This is a genomic window from Janthinobacterium agaricidamnosum, from assembly GCF_003667705.1.
In the GTDB taxonomy this organism is placed as follows: Bacteria; Pseudomonadota; Gammaproteobacteria; order Burkholderiales; family Burkholderiaceae_D; genus Janthinobacterium.
Window position 1 is genome coordinate 3,128,458 of sequence record NZ_CP033019.1, and the last position, 17,116, is coordinate 3,145,573.

The 17,116-nt window shown below is 64.3% G+C and carries 12 protein-coding genes; 1 reads left to right on the top strand and 11 read right to left on the bottom strand.

Going from position 1 to position 17,116, the window contains the following annotated elements; all coding sequences use genetic code 11:
* Nucleotides 1-9: 9 nt before the first annotated feature.
* Together D9M09_RS14065 and D9M09_RS14070 are read right to left on the bottom strand one after the other, a co-directional pair.
* Nucleotides 10-1,005, bottom strand: coding sequence for an HD domain-containing phosphohydrolase (locus D9M09_RS14065; RefSeq protein WP_121669624.1), 996 nt, complete (start codon nt 1,003-1,005; stop codon nt 10-12).
* A gap of 13 nt (nt 1,006-1,018) precedes the next feature.
* Nucleotides 1,019-4,726, bottom strand: coding sequence for a PAS domain S-box protein (locus D9M09_RS14070; RefSeq protein WP_121669625.1), 3,708 nt, complete (start codon nt 4,724-4,726; stop codon nt 1,019-1,021).
* Nucleotides 4,727-4,753: 27 nt separating this feature from the next.
* Here D9M09_RS14070 and D9M09_RS29000 point away from each other — a divergent pair, with 27 nt between their 5' ends.
* Nucleotides 4,754-4,978, top strand: a complete 225-nt coding sequence (locus D9M09_RS29000) for a hypothetical protein (RefSeq protein ID WP_139143139.1) — start codon at nt 4,754-4,756, stop codon at nt 4,976-4,978.
* A 105-nt stretch (nt 4,979-5,083) separates the two neighbouring features.
* Here D9M09_RS29000 and D9M09_RS14075 read toward each other — a convergent pair whose 3' ends face one another.
* From D9M09_RS14075 to ppc, 9 genes are all read right to left on the bottom strand, one after another.
* A complete protein-coding gene (locus tag D9M09_RS14075; RefSeq protein WP_139143688.1) occupies nt 5,084-5,740 on the bottom strand; it encodes a hypothetical protein in 657 nt (218 codons plus the stop codon).
* A complete protein-coding gene (locus D9M09_RS14080) occupies nt 5,737-6,105 on the bottom strand; it encodes a hypothetical protein (protein ID WP_070291444.1) in 369 nt (122 codons plus the stop codon). Before D9M09_RS14080 ends, D9M09_RS14075 begins: the two co-directional genes overlap by 4 nt.
* 75 nt (nt 6,106-6,180) lie before the next feature.
* The gene (locus tag D9M09_RS14085) at nt 6,181-8,646 is read right to left on the bottom strand and encodes a TonB-dependent siderophore receptor (protein ID WP_121669627.1); all 2,466 of its coding nucleotides are present in this window, start codon (nt 8,644-8,646) and stop codon (nt 6,181-6,183) included.
* Nucleotides 8,647-8,867: 221 nt separating this feature from the next.
* Complete coding sequence (locus D9M09_RS14090) at nt 8,868-9,845, bottom strand: FecR domain-containing protein (protein ID WP_070218461.1); 978 nt, start codon at nt 9,843-9,845, stop codon at nt 8,868-8,870.
* Complete coding sequence (locus D9M09_RS14095) at nt 9,842-10,348, bottom strand: sigma-70 family RNA polymerase sigma factor (RefSeq protein WP_121669628.1); 507 nt, start codon at nt 10,346-10,348, stop codon at nt 9,842-9,844. Before D9M09_RS14095 ends, D9M09_RS14090 begins: the two co-directional genes overlap by 4 nt.
* Nucleotides 10,349-10,632: 284 nt before the next feature.
* A complete protein-coding gene (locus D9M09_RS14100; RefSeq protein ID WP_121669629.1) occupies nt 10,633-11,139 on the bottom strand; it encodes a DUF3617 domain-containing protein in 507 nt (168 codons plus the stop codon).
* A gap of 391 nt (nt 11,140-11,530) precedes the next feature.
* Entirely contained in the window at nt 11,531-12,991 is a 1,461-nt protein-coding gene (gene pyk, locus D9M09_RS14110) for a pyruvate kinase (protein WP_175444767.1), read from the bottom strand.
* Between the two features lie 90 nt (nt 12,992-13,081).
* Nucleotides 13,082-14,092 (bottom strand): type I glyceraldehyde-3-phosphate dehydrogenase, encoded by a 1,011-nt coding sequence (gene gap / locus D9M09_RS14115; protein ID WP_121669631.1) that lies wholly within the window; start codon nt 14,090-14,092, stop codon nt 13,082-13,084.
* 126 nt (nt 14,093-14,218) lie between these two features.
* Entirely contained in the window at nt 14,219-16,972 is a 2,754-nt protein-coding gene (ppc, locus tag D9M09_RS14120) for a phosphoenolpyruvate carboxylase (protein ID WP_205602371.1), read from the bottom strand.
* Nucleotides 16,973-17,116: the final 144 nt, after the last annotated feature.

The following is a 17,116-nucleotide window of genomic DNA, read 5'->3' on the forward strand; positions in this document are numbered from 1 at the left end:
TGATACGCCCTACGCCGGCTCGCGCCACTTGTCCTTGATCTCCAGCATGGCCGGCAGCTGTTCGATGAACAGCGCCAGCAGCGCGGGATCGAAATGCGTGCCGCTGTCGCGCTGCATGGTGGCGATGGCCTCTTCGATCGCCCAGGCGCGCTTGTAGGGGCGCTCGCTGGTGAGCGCGTCGAAGACGTCGGCGATGGCGACGATGCGGCCTTCATGCGGGATTTCTTCGCCTTTGAGGCCTTGCGGATAGCCGCTGCCATCCCATTTCTCGTGGTGCGTCAGGGCGATGGTGCGCGCCATTTTCAGCAGGCCGCCCGCGTGCTCGCCGATGATGGCCGCGCCGATTTCCGCGTGGCGGCGCATGACGTTCCATTCGTCCGCATCGAGCTTGCCCGGCTTTTGCAGGATGGCGTCGGGGATGCCGATCTTGCCCACGTCGTGCATCGGTGCCGCATTCAATAAATCTTCCGCCCTGGCCGCGCTGTAGCCGGCCGCCAGTGCCAGCTGGCGCGCGTAATAGCTCATGCGGATAACGTGCATGCCCGTCTCGTTATCCTTGTATTCGGCCGCCTGGCCCAGGGTCTGGATCACCTGCAGGCGCGAGCGGCGCAATTCCTCGGCGTCCACCAGCGACAAGTGCGTGCGCACGCGGGCGCGCACGATGGGCGGGCTGACGGGCTTGGTGATGTAGTCGACGGCGCCCGCGTCGAAGCCGTCCGCCTCGTCCTTCACGTCGCACAGGGCGGTGACGAAAATGACGGGAATCGCGGCAGTAACCGGCATGGCTTTGAGCTGGCGGCACACTTCATAGCCCGTCATGGCCGGCATCATGATATCGAGCAGGATCAGTTCGACGGGGTTGTTCTGCGCCAGTTCCAGCGCCTTCTCGCCATCCTTGGCGTACAGCAGGCGGTAATCGTCCTGCAGTATCTGGCGCAGCACCTGCAGATTCGTCGCTTCGTCGTCGACGAGCAGCAGGATCGGTTTGTCTTCTTGTAAGGTCATCGTCAGTCCAGTATCAGGAAAGGTCGGCAGCCGCAGGAGCCTCGAGCCACGCCAGCAGCTGGCGCAGCACGCCCACGGCGCGCGCAAATTCAAAGTCGTCGATGGCGCTGGCCAGCGCCTGCAGGCGCGGCTGCTGGCCATGCGGCGCCAGCATGGCGGCGATCTGCGCCATCAGGGCGTCGTCGAGCTGCCCGCCCTCCAGGCTGGCGATAGCTTGCCGCAGCAAGACGCCGGCAGCTGGCGCATCGAGGGGCGCGCCGGCGGCCGTCGCGTCCATGGCCACGGCCGGCATATTTACCTCTTCCAGTTCACCGGCCAGCGCCATGAAGGCGGCGGCCAGCTGCACCAGCAATTCGGTGGCCGGCAGCTGGCGCGCGATCGCTTGTTCGATGCGTCCCAGCAGGCTTTCGACCTGCACCAGGCACAGATTGCCCGCCGCGCCCTTGATACGGTGCAGCAGGTGGCCGGCCACGCTGCCGCCGCCGCGTTCCAGTTCCGCCGCCAGCATGGCGGCGCAGTCGCCATTGGCCTGCACGAAGCGGCCGATCGCCCGCTGCAAGGCTTCGCGGCCGCCCCACAGGGCGATGCCGCGCTGCCAGTCGACCTGGCCGGCGGCCACGCGCGCCGCCGCGCCGGCGGCCGGCGGCGGCATGGCCACGGCGATATCGAGCAGGCGCGCGATTTCCGCCGTCAGCTTGTGCATTTCCAGCGGCTTCGAGGCAAAGCCGTTCATGCCCGCCGTCTGCGCGGCGCGGCGGTCCTGTTCCAGCACGCTGGCCGTCAGGGCGATGATGGGCGTCGCCTTCAGGCCCTGCTCGCGCTCGTGCACGCGGATCAGGCGCGTCGCTTCCAGGCCATCCATGCGCGGCATCTGCACGTCCATCAGGATGATGTCGAAGCTGCCCTTGCGGAACTCGCGCACGGCGCTCTCGCCATCGCTGGCGGCGATCACCTGGTGGCCCGCCGCGCCCAGGCTGATCAGGAGCAGCTCCACGTTCTGCGGCACGTCGTCTGCCGCCAGGATGCGCAGCGGCGGCAAGGCCGCCACGGGCTGCTCGCTGCGGCGCGCCACGGCCTTGCCCGGCGCCAGCGGCAGCAGCACGTGGAACACGCTGCCCACGCCCAGGGTGCTTTCCACCGTGATGGTGCCACCCATCAGCTCGACCAGCTGCAGCGAAATCGTCGTGCCCAGGCCCGTGCCGCCAAAGCGGCGGCTCATCGAGGAATCGGCTTGCGTGAATGGGGCGAATATCTTGTCCAGGCGGTCGGCCGGAATGCCGATGCCCGTGTCGTGCACGGCGATATGCACTTGCTCGCCCTGCATGCCGACGGCCACGCGCACATGGCCTACTTCCGTGAACTTGACGGCGTTGCCGATCAGATTCGTCAGCACCTGCTGCACCCGGCGCGCGTCGCCGAGGAAGAACTGGCCCATGCCGGGATCGACGTCGACATGCAGCACCAGGTCGCGCGCGTGCGCCGTGACGCGCAGGGAGGCGGCCACGTGGTCGACCAGGTCGGGCAGCGAGAAGTCCACCAGTTCCAGCTCGGTGGCGCCCTTTTCCAGCTTGGCCGTGTCGAGGATGTCGTTGAGCAGTTCGAGCAGCGAACGGGCCGACTGGCGCACGGTGCCCAGGTGGCGGCGCTGCAGGCTGTCCAGGGCCGTCCCCAGCAGCACTTCCGTAAAGCCGATGATGGCGTTCATCGGCGTGCGGATTTCATGGCTCATATTGGCCAGGAAGCTGGTCTTCGATTCGGCGGCCAGCTCGGCGCGGTCTTTCGCCGCGCGCAGGTTTTCCTGCATGGCGCGCCGCTCGCTCACGTCGGTGGCCAGCTTGACCACCTTGAACGGCTTGCCGTCCGTGTTGAAGATCGGATTGTACGACGCCTGTATCCACACTTCGCGGCCATCCTTGCCGATGCGCTTGTACTCGCCCGTATTGAATTCGCCGCCCGCCAGGTGCTGCCAGAACGCGATGTAGTCGGGCGAGATCACGTGGGCGGGTTCGCAGAAGATGCTGTGGTGCAGACCCAGCACGTCGTCGAGCCGGTAGCCGACCAGGTCGAGGAAGTTCTGATTGGCCGCCAGGATGCGCCCCTGCAGGTCGAATTCCGCCACGGCCGTCGCGCGCGAGATGGCTGTCACCTTGCCTTCGTATTCGGCGTTGCGCAATTCGCTTTCCGTGATGTCGAGGATCACGCCGTCGATCCAGCGCACCACGCCGTCGTTGTCGAGCACGGGGCCGCTGCTTTCGCGCACCCAGCGCTCGCGCCCGTCGCGGTGGATCAGGCGGTAGACGTTCTCGAAGTCGCGCTGTTCGCCGGCCGCCTGCACACAGGTGTCGTTGACGCGCTGGCGGTCGTCCGGATGCACGAGGTCGAACAGCCTGACCCGCCCTTCGATGAAGTCCTGCGGCGTCCAGCCCGTCAGGTTGAAGACGGCGTCGCTGATGAAAATCATCTTCCATTCGGGCGCGAAGCTGCAGTGGAAGGACACGCCCGGGATATTGCGGATCAGGGTACGGTACTGGCGTTCGCTGTCCTTGAGCGCCTGCTCCATGCTGCGCGACGAGCGCATGTCCGTGACGAACGCCACGAACAGGGGCTGGCCCGGCGTATCGATCTTGCCGATCGCCACGCGCATGGGCAGCACCGCGCCGTCCTTGTGGCAGCCATCGAGTTCGCGTCCGCTGTCGAGGATGCGCGAAGCGCCCGTTTCCAGATAGTCGCGCAGATAGCCCTCGTATTCGGCCGCGTCGGCCGGTTGCAGCAACACGCTGGCGTCGCGCCCGACGATGTCCGCTTCACGCCAGCCGAACAGGCTTTCCGCGGCGGGATTGAAGGAGCGCACCTTGCCCTGGCCATCGATGGTAATGAGGCCATCGGCCGCCGTGTCGACGATGGCGCGCAGGCGCGATTCGCTGGCGCTGGCGTGGCGCAGCAGCTGGCGGTAGCGCAGCAAGCCATTCGCGGCGGCCACAAACACCGTCAGGGTGACGGTGATCAGGGCCACGGCCAGGGCGACGAACGAGGCTTGCACCGTGATCGTGTTCTCGCCTGCCGTGGGCGTGCCCGAAAAGCGCGCCGCCAGCATGCCCGTGTAGTGCATGCCAGAAATGGCGAGGCCCATCACCACGCTGCTGACCAGCAAGGATGCCAGCGGACTGAGGCGCTGGCGCATGGCGTTCAGGCCGAAGCGCACCCACAGCGCCAGCATGGCCATGGTGACGGCCACCAGCAGCGAGAGCACAAACAGCCAGGGTTCGTAGCGCAGGGCCAGCGACGTCTGCATGGCGGCCATGCCGCTGTAATGCATCGAGCCGATCCCAACTCCGACGAGCACGCCGCCGACCACCAATTGCCGCCAGTTGATGCTCGGACGCGCCAGCAGGTGCAGCGCCACCCACGAAGCGCCCATGCCTGGCAGCATCGACAGCAGGGTCAGGCCGGGCGCGAAGGACACGCGCGTGCAGATATCAAAGGCCAGCATGCCGATGAAGTGCATCGACCAGATGCCGCCGCCGAGCGCGATGGCGCCCGTGATGATGGCCGTCTGGCGCTGGAAGCCGCGCTCGCTGCTGCGCGCCATGCCGGCGATCTGCAAGGCCATGAGCGAGGCAAAAATGGCGATGCCGATAGAAAACAACACCAGCCAGGCATTGTGCGTGCCATAGATGTACGGCAAGGTATCGTTCGATACGGCAAAGATGGAACTCAGCATACTGTCGTGAACCGAATAGAGTGAAACGTGACGTCGCAAAACATGACGGCGCACCGCGCGCCGGCGCCGGGCTTTTTAGTAAAGCGGCAACACAGCGAAAATGACAACGGCAGCAGTCGACCAGGGCAAGGCTCGGTCATCACGCCCGCGCCTGCCGCGCGGGGGAAAGGTGCTTTTTACAGAGGGAAAAAGCGGAATGCGTACGAACTCTGGCGCGGATATCTGGCCGCCAGCGTGACGATGATTTCTTAAAGAATGATGAGTATAGTTGCTTTGCGAACATATTCATAGGACTTCAGCAATATAGTTGCCAAAAGAAAAATATTCCGCAGCCCTGATGCGACAATTCCCGGCCGCTCAGCCTGGCGGCCACTGCGCGCGTATCGCGGCAGATTCCTGATAGGTGGGACCGGCCCGCACGGCGACAGGAATACCGGCCAGTTTGCAACGGCGGCTCAACTCGTCCTTGATCTGCCGCAAGGACCAGCGCTGCGGCACGGGCAGATCCATGCCAATCACGCGAATCAGCGGGCAGTCGTCGAGGGTCGAGTGCAGCAACAGCTCCAGGCGCGCCATCGGTGGCCCGCCCCGGTAGACGGTTACCGCGCCCGCGTAGGCGACCACCTCGAGCGCGCGTATCTGCCGCAGTTCCAGCTGCAGCGCCTTCTCATGGCCGGGCAAACGCCGCGCCACCCGGCGCAGCAACAGGCCGGCGTCGTTGATTTCGACATCAAAGGACAGATTGCGATCCGGCAGCAGGACCAGGCCGACGGTCCAGGCGGCCAGCGCCGGCAGGAGCAGCAGCACCGCATCGCCCGCGTATGGCACGTCGCGCCAGACGGCTTGCAGGACAAAGGCGAGGATCAGGGCGCAGCCGCCCAGCAGCACGCTGCGCCACAGCACGGGACGCAGATTGGCCATCATCGCTGCCTGGGAACTTGCATCGTCGGCCGGCGCAAAGCGTATCCATTCGGCGCGTGCCCCTTTGAGCTTGCGAGACGGCGCTGCGCTCAAGCGGTCGGCGCCAGCATGCCGCGGAACCACGCCAGCTGTTCGCGCGTCAGGTAGTTGGCACCATCGCCGTGCAGGATGACGATCTCGATCTCGGGAGGAATCGACGCGATCAGTTGCGCGCCCGTGACGGGAATCTTGGGAAAATTGATGCCGGCCAGGAAGGCCGGGTCTTCCGCCACCGTCACGCACTGGCGCTCGGGATTCGGCGACGGCACGAGGAACAGGTCGATCTGCTCGCTTTGCCCGCCGATCACGACGTGCAATTGCGCGGCCAGCAGTTCGGGCAGGATCAGCTCGATGTTATTCTCGGCGCGCGATTGCTGGAAAGCGCTTTTCAGGGGCGTGAGGACAGGCGTGGCGGACATGGGAACCGTGTAAAAGTGAAGACGGCGGCAGTGTAGCAGAGGCGCCCAGCCGGGCGCGCTCCGCTGGCGTCACCCCTACAGCTTGTAGTTCAGGGACAGCAGCACGCTGCGCGGCGCGCCGTAGCGTTCCAGCCCGCCCGACCACGCATAGCCGAGGCCCTGGTAGTAGCGGCGGTCCAGCACGTTGTCGACGCTGACGCGCAGCTGCACCTGCTCGCTCAGGCGGTAGCCGGCCGTCAAGCCGACGATGGCGTAGCCGCCCTGTTGCGTCAGGTAGCCCGTGTCGCGGCGGTATATCTTGTCCTGCGCGTACACGGAGCCGCCCAGATTCCAGCGCGCCAGGCTGCCGCGCAGCTGCACAGTCGTGTACAGCTTGAACAATTGCTTCGGCTCATCCGTGGCGATGCGCTGGCCGATGTTCGCCGCCACGCTGTCTTTCGTGTATTTGGCCAGCACATAGGTGTAGCCGCCGGCGATCTGCCAGCCCGGCAAAGGCGAGCCGGACACTTGCAGGTCGACGCCTTCGCTCTGCACCTGCCCGGCCGCGCGGGCGCAATAGATGGCGCCGCCCGTGGGGCAATTGACTTCATCGGCCATCGCGCGGTTATTCTGCTTGATGCGGAACAGCGCGCCGCCGGCATTGAGGCGGCCGCCGAAGTACTCGCCCTTGACGCCCACTTCCAGGTTGGTGCCGCTCAACGGCGGCAAAGTATTGCCGCGCATATCCAACGAGCTTTGCGGCTCGAAGATCTGCGTGCCGCTCGCATACACGGAGTGATGCTGGTCCAGGTCGTAGACGAGGCCCGCATACGGCGTAAACTTCGCGTTTTCCGTCAGGCCGCGCCGCCACGTGGGGTTGCTGGCATACCAGCCCGTCACGTCCTGCGCATACCAGCCGAAGCGCCCGCCCAGCACCAGGCGCAGCGGATCGGCCAGGCTGAAGTTGCCGGCCGCATAAATTCCCTTCTCATCCGTCTTGCGGCCCCAGTTGTACGGCTCGAACGGCGCGCCGTTCATGCGATAGGCATGGGGATTCCACTGGCGGATGTCGATCACGCGCGTGCCGGCGCCCTCCCAGCTCTGACCCGCATCCGAATCGTCGTGGCGGTAGCTGGCGCCCACGATGACGTCGTGCTGGCGGCCGAACCAGGTGACGGGGCCGCTCAGGCGCCAGTCAGCCACCACCTGTTCCGTGTTGTACTTCCAGCCCGTTTCCGACTGGCCGAAGCGATAGATCTCGCCATCGATGCGGCTGTTGGTGGTGTTGCGCGTGCTGGACGAGGCATCGATGCGCGTGATGGCAAAGCGGCTGCGCCAGCCCTTCTCCAGCCTGGTTTCCAGGTCGGCGAAGACGACGTTGTTGTCGCGTTTCTGGAACGAGTCGGCATTGTTCAGGAAGGTCGAGCGCGGCAAGTCCATGTGGCGGCCGTCGGCAAACGTCGGCAAGCCGACGAAGACGCCGTCGGTGCGGCTGTGCTGGCGCGAAAAGCCGATGCCGGCCGTGGTCGATGGCGTCAGGTCCGCTTCGACGATCGCATACACGGTGCCATTGGTGTTGTTGACCACATCGACGAAACTGTCGCTGTCGCGCCAGCTGGCCGCCACCCTCCCGCGCACGCTGCCCGAGGCGTTCAAGGCATTGCCGGCGTCCACCGTCAATTGCCGGTCCTTCCAGCTGCCAAGGTGAGCGGACGCGTTCAGCAGAGGCGTGGCCGTGGGGCGCTTGCGTATCATGTTGATGCTGCCCGACGGCGCGCCCGCCCCTTCCATCAAACCCGTGGCGCCGCGCACCACTTCCACCCGGTCGTACATCAGCATGTCGGCCGAGACGTTGCGTTCATTGAAACCCGTGACATCGAGCGGCAAGCCATCGACGTTGACGTGGCTCAAGGCAAAACCGCGCGCAAAATACGTGGTTTCCTGGTCGGACACGCCCTGCGTCTTGCCATAGATGCCAGGCGTGGCGCGCGCGACGTCCTGCAAGGTGGTCAAATCGAAATCTTCCATTTGCTGGCGCGCAATCACGCTGACCGTTTGCGGCGTGTGGCGCTGCGACAGGTTCAAGCCCGTGGCCGTCGACATGGCGCGCGCCGTATATAAACCCGTGCCTTCCGTAGCGCGGTCCGCCTCGGCGCTGACGACCACGGCGGGCATGCTGGCCAGGCCGCCATCGGCCGTGCTGGCATTCATTTTGCGCAACATATAATTGCCGCTGCCGCCGTCCACCACGTCCAGGCCGCTGCCTTGCAGCAACGTTTGCAAGCCGGCCGCGACGCCATAACGGCCCTGCAAGCCCGGCGTCACCAGGCCGTCGAGCGCCACGCCCTGCGTGGACAGGTTCACGCCGGCGGCGATGGCAAACGAGGCCAGCGCATCGCGCAGGCTGCCGGCGGGGATGCTGTAGTCGCGTGTGCTGGCTGCCTGGCTGGCCTCGGCCGCCAGCGCCAAGTGCGGCAAAGTGGCGCCGGCGCCGGCGCCGCCCACGGCGAGAAACAAGACCAGCGCGGCGCGCACGGCGCCGGTGGTGGGATGGAGCGTCATGCGTGCTGCTGTCAACGTGCGGTGCTGCAAAGCCATGTAAACCCTTTCGATGGTTCGGATTGTTCGTTCTCTACCTTGTATGACGAAGCAATCTGCAAAAAGGGACAGGCAAGAAGTAAATTGGAGCACGTCGGCTTACGCCCTGCGGGCTAAGCCGACCTACCATACCCGACAGGCGTAGGTCGGCTTAGCGTGGCAAGGCCACGCGTAAGCCGACAAGCTCAAGCCGCCTCGACACTGATCCAGTAGCGCGTGCGGCGCGCCAGCCGGATCGGCAAGGCGCGCTGCAGCAAGAGCAGGATGTTCTCCGGGTCGTGCAACTGGAAGATGCCGTCCACGGGCATGGCGGCGAGCGCCGGATCGCAGCGCAGCACGCCATAGCGGTAGCGGGCTACCTGTTCGAGCACCTCGCCCAGCGGCATGCGCTCGGCGATCAGCACGCCCCGCAGCCAGGCGTCCGCATGCGGCGCCAGCGGCGTCAAGGCGGAAACGGCCGCGTCGTCAAAACTGCCCTGCCGGCCCGCATCGACCCTGCGCAAGGCGTCGGAAGCTTCCCTTGGCCGGATCTCGACGGCGCCCTCGCTGACGCTCACCTGCGTGCGCGGCGCCAGCACGCTGCCGCCGTGGCGCACGCTGAAGTGCGTACCGAGCGCGCGCACGACGCCATTACTGCTGCGCACGAGGAACGGGCGCGCCGGCACGGCCCCGTCGTGCGCCGTGGCGACGTGTATTTCCCCGGCATGCAAGACCACCAGCCGCGCCGCGCCGTCAAAGCGCACGTCGATGGCCGTGTCCGTATTGAGTACCAGTTGCGTGCCATCGGGTAATGTCATGTGGCGGATTTCGCCCCTGGCCGTGCGGATGGCCGCGCGCCACGCTTGCCACGGCGCCGACTGGCTGGCCAGCCACAGTGCCGGTCCGGCCACGATCAGCCCGGCCAGGCCGTAGAGCACGGCACGCCGCTGCGGCGACTGCGGCGCCCCGTCCGCCGCCTGGCGCAGCACCGGCGGCACGCTGGCCAGGGTGCCGCACACGAGCTCGGCCCTTTTCCAGGCCGCTTCGTGCGCGGGATCGCTGGTGCGCCAGGCCTGGAAGGCTTGCTGTTCGTCAACGTTCAAAGGCCCCCCATGCAAGCGCACCAGCCATTGCGCCGCCGCGCGGGCGGCGCGCGGGTCGATGGCAGCCGTGCTGGCGTTCACAGGATCAAGAGGATGCAGCGCTCGAACGCCTGCACCATGTAGCGCTTGATGCTGCGCTCGCTCACGCCCAGGCGCCGGGCGATTTCTCCATAAGCGAGGCCATCGACATGCGCCAGCAGGAAGGCGTCGCGCACGAGCGGCGGCAAACCATCGAGCATGGCATCGATGCGCTGCAAGGCTTCCAATACCAGCAAACGCTCTTCCGGCGACTGCATCAGCAATTCAGGCTGCTGCGCCAGGGTTTCCAGCCACGCCTGCTCCAGCGACAGGCGCCGGTAATGGTCGATCAGCAGGCGCTGCGCCACGGTGGTGAGATAGGCGCGCGGTTCGCGCAGGCTGTGCCTTCCCTCGGGCGGCGCCGTCAGCAGGCGGACGAAGGTATCGTGCGCCAGGTCGGCCGCATGGTCGGCGCACTGCAGCTTGGCGCGCAGCCAGCGCATCAGCCAGCCGTGGTGGCTGCTGTAGATGCCTGCTATCGACTCGCTGGACTGCGCAATGTTCACTCGGGACTCCAATGCGCGCAAGGCAAGGCGCGACTAATTGATAATAATTCTCATTATCACAAATCCTGGCCTCCGGCGTCAATGCCGGCGCCTGCCTATCGCTGGAAACCGTTGTTTCAGCGCGGTTACCGGCTGCTAAGTAACCCCCAATAAATTATTGTGATTTCTGACTTCCATAACCGGCGCTCTGCAAGGTGGCCGACGAGGCTTGCTCACTGCTAGCAGTGATCGCACTGCGTCGCAGCGAGCGCCTTGCATAGCATCCGGTTCTGTTTGTCATAAATTCACACTAATTTTCCGAGGATTACATAGCGGTTGAGATACAAGCTCTTCATGACCATGCCGCCGCGCATTTTCTTCGCACCCGGCGCCAGCCCTGCGGGACAGGCACCGAGGAATACGCCCGCCAGTTCCGTGCGTTGCACCTCGGTCTTGCCGTTCAGTTCGATAGTGGTATCGGCGGTCAGGGTATACGCCTTGGCCAGGTCGCCCTTGAAACTGCCCGCCAGCTTGGCGCCAGGACAGCTGGACTGGAAAGTATAGCTGTCGCCCTGGCGGCTTTGCGACGCGATCTGGCATTCCTGCTCGAAATCGCTCCACAAGTCGTCGTCGATCAGGCGGTCGCGTTGCTGATCAACGCAAATTTCCCAGGAAAACGGCGAGGTCGCGGGCGTCACCTTCCACAGCCCCGTGGCACGCTGCAAGCGCTGCGCCGGCTCCGCCGCCGAGGCGGACGCGGCTGCGCACAGGGGAAGGATCATCATCAGGAACAGGGTCGCGCTGCGTTTCATGGGCATTCCATTCGCTAAAAGTTTAAATATAGCAAAGAGGAACGCGCGCAGGCCGCACGCTTAGCCGTGCATCCCGGGCCTGGCGGCCAATACGAAGGGAATGGCAAACGGCCCCAGGAGCACCACCAGGATGGCCCTGACAGCCGTAGTTTTCAAGGAGCGGCGTTTGGCAATGAAGAGGCAAACGAAAGCCGACAGCGACCAGATCAAAGCAGGCAAGTATGCAGTCATCATGCACTCCAGATGCGCCTTGCAAGGCAGGAGAACCATGCTGACACGGAAACGCGGGCATCGCAATGGCAGATTGGGCATCTGCCATTGCGCCTTGCGGCCAGCGGCCTCTTTTTCAGCCGTTCTTAAGGCTGCAGGCAACTGGCGGCGGGCGAGACGGTCAGTGCTGACCGATCTTCATGATCTTCAACGCATTCGTGCCGCCGACCTTGCCCATCGGCTCGCCCCAGGTCAGCACGACGGTGTCGCCCTTGGTCACGACTTTATGTTCCACCAGCAAATCTTCCGCCTGCTGCAAAACCTTGTCGCGGTCCGTGCCGGACGTCAGTTCCAGGGTGCTGACGTTGCGGTACAGGGCCAGCTTGCGGCGCGTGCCCACGCTCGGGGTCAGCGCGACGATGGGAATATCGATGTTGCAACGGCTCATCCACAGGGCTGTGGAGCCCGATTCCGTCAGGGTAGCGATCGCTTTCACGCGCAGGTGGTGGGCCGTAAACAGCGCGCCGTAGGCGATCGACTGGTCGATGCGCGAAAACGTGGCGTTGAGGAAATCGGCATCGAGCTTGCAGGTATCCCACTTTTCCGCGTCCAGGCAGATGGCGGCCATCGCTTCCACCGTTTCGATCGGATAGCGGCCCGACGCCGTTTCCGCCGACGTCATGACGGCATCCGTGCCGTCGAGCACTGCATTGGCCACGTCGGACACTTCCGCGCGCGTCGGCACGGCGTTGACGATCATCGATTCCATCATCTGCGTTGCCGTAATGGCAAGCTTATTCGACGCGCGCGCCATCTTGATCATGCGCTTTTGCAGGGCCGGCACGGCCGCGTTGCCCACTTCCACGGCCAAATCGCCACGGGCCACCATGATGCCGTCGGAAGCATCGAGAATTTCCTGCAGCGCGGGAATGGCTTCCGCCCGTTCGATCTTGGCGATCATCATCGGCTTGTGGTCCCACGCTTCGCCGGCGATATTGGCCAGCTGGCGCGCCATGACCATGTCCGTGGCGTTTTTCGGGAAGGAGACGGCTACGTAATCGGCCTGGAAGCTCATCGCCGTTTTCACGTCTTCCATGTCCTTGGCCGTCAGGGCCGGGGCCGACAAGCCGCCGCCCTGGCGGTTGATGCCCTTGTTGTTCGACAATTCGCCGCCGATTTTCACGGTCGTGTGGATTTCGCTGCCGACGACCTTGTCCACCGTCAGGACGATGAGGCCATCGTTGAGCAGCAGCACGTCGGCAGCGCGCAAGTCGCGCGGCAATTCCTTGTAGTCGAGGCCGCAGCGCTCGATGTTGCCCAGTTCGCCGTTTTCGCCCCATTTCGCGTCGAGGATGAACTTGGCGCCGTTTTCCAGGAAAATCTTGCCTTCTTCAAACTTGCCGACGCGAATTTTCGGGCCTTGCAAGTCGGCCATGATGGCCACTTCGCGGCCGCACAGCGCTGCCGCTTCGCGCACCATGCGGGCGCGGTCGATATGGTCTTGCGCCTTGCCATGCGAGAAGTTCAGGCGCACGACGTCGACGCCGGCCTTGAACATGCGGACCAGGGTATCGATATCGTTCGAAGCGGGGCCAATGGTGGAAACGATCTTGGTGGCGCGTTGCTGTACTTGCATGGTCATGGTGTGCTGCTTTCTATAAAGTTCGTGCTGCTGCAAGGGCCGGCCTTGTGGGCCGGCCGTCCTGGTGCGCTGGATCAGCGCTGGTTCTTCTTACTTGGCCGCCATCAGGGCGACCGTGGTGTCGAGCATGCGGTTCGAGAAACCCCACTCGTTGTCGTACCACGACGACACTTTCACGAGGCGGCCCGACACCTTGGTCAAGGTTGAATCGAAGTTCGACGAGGCCGGGTTGTGGTTGAAGTCGATGGAAACGAGCGGTTCCGTCTGGTAGGTGAGGATGCCTTTCAGCGCGCCTTCCGACGCCGTTTTCAGCAAGGCATTCACCTCTTCCACCGTGGTATCGCGCTTGGCGATAAAGGACAGGTCGACCAAGGAGACGTTGATGGTCGGCACGCGCACGGCGAAACCATCGAGCTTGCCATTGAGTTCCGGCAAGACGAGGCCCACGGCGGCCGCCGCACCCGTCTTGGTGGGGATCATCGAATGCGTGGCCGAACGGGCGCGGCGCAAGTCTTCATGCATCACGTCGGAGAGTACCTGGTCGTTCGTGTAGGCATGCACGGTGGTCATCAGGCCCGATTCGATGCCGATGGCGTCGTTGAGGGGTTTGACCAATGGCGCGAGGCAATTCGTCGTGCACGAAGCATTCGAAATCACTGTGTCCGATGCCTTCAAGACATGCTGGTTGACGCCGAACACGATGGTAGCGTCCACGTCCTTGCCGCCCGGCGCGGAAATGATGACTTTCTTTGCCCCGCCCTTCAGGTGGGCCGAGGCTTTTTCCTTGGTCGTGAAGAAACCCGTGCATTCGAGCACGACGTCGACACCGAGTTCTCCCCATGGAATCAGGGCCGGGTCGCGCTGCGCGAAGACGCGGATGCGGTCGCCGTTGACGAGCATGTTCTCGCCGTCGATGGTGACGACGCCGGGAAACTTGCCGTGCACCGTGTCGTAGCGCGTCAGATGCGCATTCGACTTGGCGTCGCCCAGGTCGTTGATGGCGACGATTTCGATATCCTGCTGCTTGCCGCCTTCATAAAACGCGCGCAAGACGTTGCGGCCGATGCGGCCATAGCCATTGATGGCAACTTTGATGGTCATGCTGTCTCCTTGTTGTTTTCTACTGAGTTCGTAAAGCCAACCCAAGTGCAAAGCTGGGGTCAGACCCGGCGGGGGAATACGCCCCAGTGGGGCGCATTCCGATCACGCAGTGACTGACCCCAAAAATTAACCGCTGTTGCGCAACCCCGCCGCAATGCCATTGATCGACAAATGAATCCCCGTGCGGGCCGCCGCATCCTGTTTACCCTCGCGGAAGCGTTTCAGCAGCTCCACCTGCACGTGGTTGAGCGGGTCGATGTAGGGGAAACGGTTGCGTATCGAGCGCTGCATCAGCGGGTTGGCTTGCTGCAACTCTTCCTGGCCCGTGATCAGCTTCAAGGCATCCAGGGTGGCCGCGTATTCGGTGCGGATGCGTGTAAAGATGGCGTCGCGCAGGGCCTTGTCCTTGACGAGCTCCGCATACTTGCCGGCGATGGCGATGTCGCTCTTGGCCAGCACCATATCCATGTTCGACAGCAGGGACGTGAAGAAGGGCCAATCCGTGTACATGCCGCGCAGCACGTCCGCCCCATCGGCGGGATGGGCGGCCAGGTAGGCTTGCACGGCGGAACCGAAACCGAACCAGCCCGGCAGCATCAAGCGGCATTGCGCCCAGCTCAATACCCAGGGAATGGCGCGCAAATCCTCGATCGAGGTCGACTTCTTGCGCGAAGCGGGACGGCTGCCGATGTTCAGCGCGGCAATTTCCGCGATCACCGTCGATTCCCAGAAGTACTGTTCGAAGCCCTCGGTGCCGTAGACGAGGTCGCGGTAAGCGTTCAGGGCCGTGCCGGACAGCTCTTCCATCGCGGCCAAATGGCCCGCGCCGGCCGAAGCCTTCGGCTGCAGCTGCGCCTGCGGCAGCAGGGTCGACTGGATGGTGGCGGCCACCAGCACTTCCAGGTTGCGGCGCCCTACTTCCGGATTCGCATACTTGGCCGTGATGACTTCGCCCTGCTCCGTCAGGCGGATCTGTCCCTGCACGGCGCCGGCCGGCTGGGCCAGGATGGCTTCGTAGCTGGGTCCGCCGCCGCGGCCCACGGAACCGCCGCGGCCGTGGAACAGGCGCAGCTTGATCTGGTATTGCTTGAACACCGTCACCAGCTCGATCTCGGCCTTGTAGAGTTCCCAGCCGGAGGTCAAGAAGCCTCCGTCCTTGTTGCTGTCGGAATAACCAAGCATGACTTCCTGCTGGTCCGCGCGCGACGCCAGCAAACCCCGGTAGAACGGCAAGCCGAACGCGCGCGCCATGATGGCGGGGCCGGCGCGCAAGTCGTCGATGGTTTCGAACAGGGGAATGATGTTGACGTCCACTTCGCGGCTGTCCTGGCGCAGCAAGCCCACTTCCTTCAGCAGCAAGGCCACTTCCAGCAAGTCCGACACGCTGGCCGCCTTGGAGATGATGCAGTTCGGCACCGATTCCTTGCCGTATTTCACATGCGCTTCGCGCACGGCGCGGAAGATGTCGAGTTCGGACGTCGTTTCTTCCGAGTACTGCGCATACGGCGACGTCAGCAGGCGTGGCGACTCCAGCTCGGCCAGCAGCAAGCTGATGCGCTGCTCCTCATCGAGGTCCAGGTAGACCAGGCCCGGCTGGGCGCCGGCGAACAGTTCGCCCACGACGCGCTCATGCACGTCGGAATTCTGGCGCAAGTCGAGCGGCGCCAGCGAAAAGCCGAACACCTTGACGGCACGGCGCAGCTGGCGCAAGCGACCCCGTGCCAGCGCGCGCAAGCCATTGCTGACGAGCGAATGCTGGACCACGTCCAGGTCGGCCAGCAACTCGGCGGCCGCAGCGTAGGGCTGCACCCCGTCCGCTTGCTTGCCCTTGCCAGACAGCACCACGCGCGTGGCGTCCAGGCGCGCGTGAATGCCATGCAGGGCGCGGCGGTACGGTTCGTCGACCCGGTGCGGCGAGGCATCGGCCGAGCGCTCGGCCAGCGCGCGCAGCGGCTCGCTGCAGGCGTTCAGGATTTGCGCCAGCGACAGTTGCGAAGCGAGCTTGCGCAATTCGCCGAGGTAAAAATCGAGCACCTTGTCGGCCTGCGTCTGCAGGGTGCTGCGCAGGATGTCGGCCGTGACGAAGGGGTTGCCGTCGCGGTCGCCGCCTATCCAGCTGCCCACTTTCATGAAATTGGGCAATTCCGCATCTTCCCAGCGGGCATCGCGCTGGGCCAGCATGGTTTCCAGCGAGGAATACAATTTCGGCAATTCACGCAAAATCGTGTGGTCGTAGAACGACAGGCCGTTGGCTACTTCATCCATGACGGACAGCTTGCTCGTGCGCAACAGACGCGTTTGCCACAGGGTCACAATGCCGCGGCCCAGCGCTTCCTCGTTCTGTTCCGCTTCTTCCGGCGTCATTTGCACGCGGTCGCGCTCGCTCAACAGGCGCGCGATGGCCATCTGGCAATTCTGGATGCTCTTGCGTTGCACTTCCGTCGGATGCGCCGTGAACACGGGGCTGACGAACGCATCTTCAAAGAACGTTTCCAACGCATCGGCCTTGCCCGCGTCAAACACGTTGCCGACGGCATGGCTGAGGCTACCCTGGCGCGGCGGCGACCCGGCGATCAAATGGGCGCGCGTGCGGCGGATGTGATGCTGGTCTTCCGCAATGTTGGCCAACAGCGAGAAATAGCTGAAAGCGCGCGTCAATTGCGTGGTTTCTTCCTGCGACAGCGCTTGCAGCGCATCGGACAGCTGCGCGCGCGCCGCTTCATCATTATCGCGGCGGAAACGGATGGCCAGCTGGCGCACATGTTCGATGCGCTCGAAGGCGGGGTCGCCCAGGTGGTTGCGGATGGCGTCGCCCAGCAGACGGCCCAGCTGGCGGATATCGCTGCTCAGCAGCTCGTCTTTCACTTCATTCATTTGCATGGTATGTATTTCCTGGGGCGGCCACGGCGGCACCGCACAGATTGCGTAGTACGCGCTCCCCGGCCGGGAAACGCCCATCATCCGATTTTTGTAGTAAATTTACCTTATTGCTTCACCATCCTCTTGATTTTCATCAATAAAATC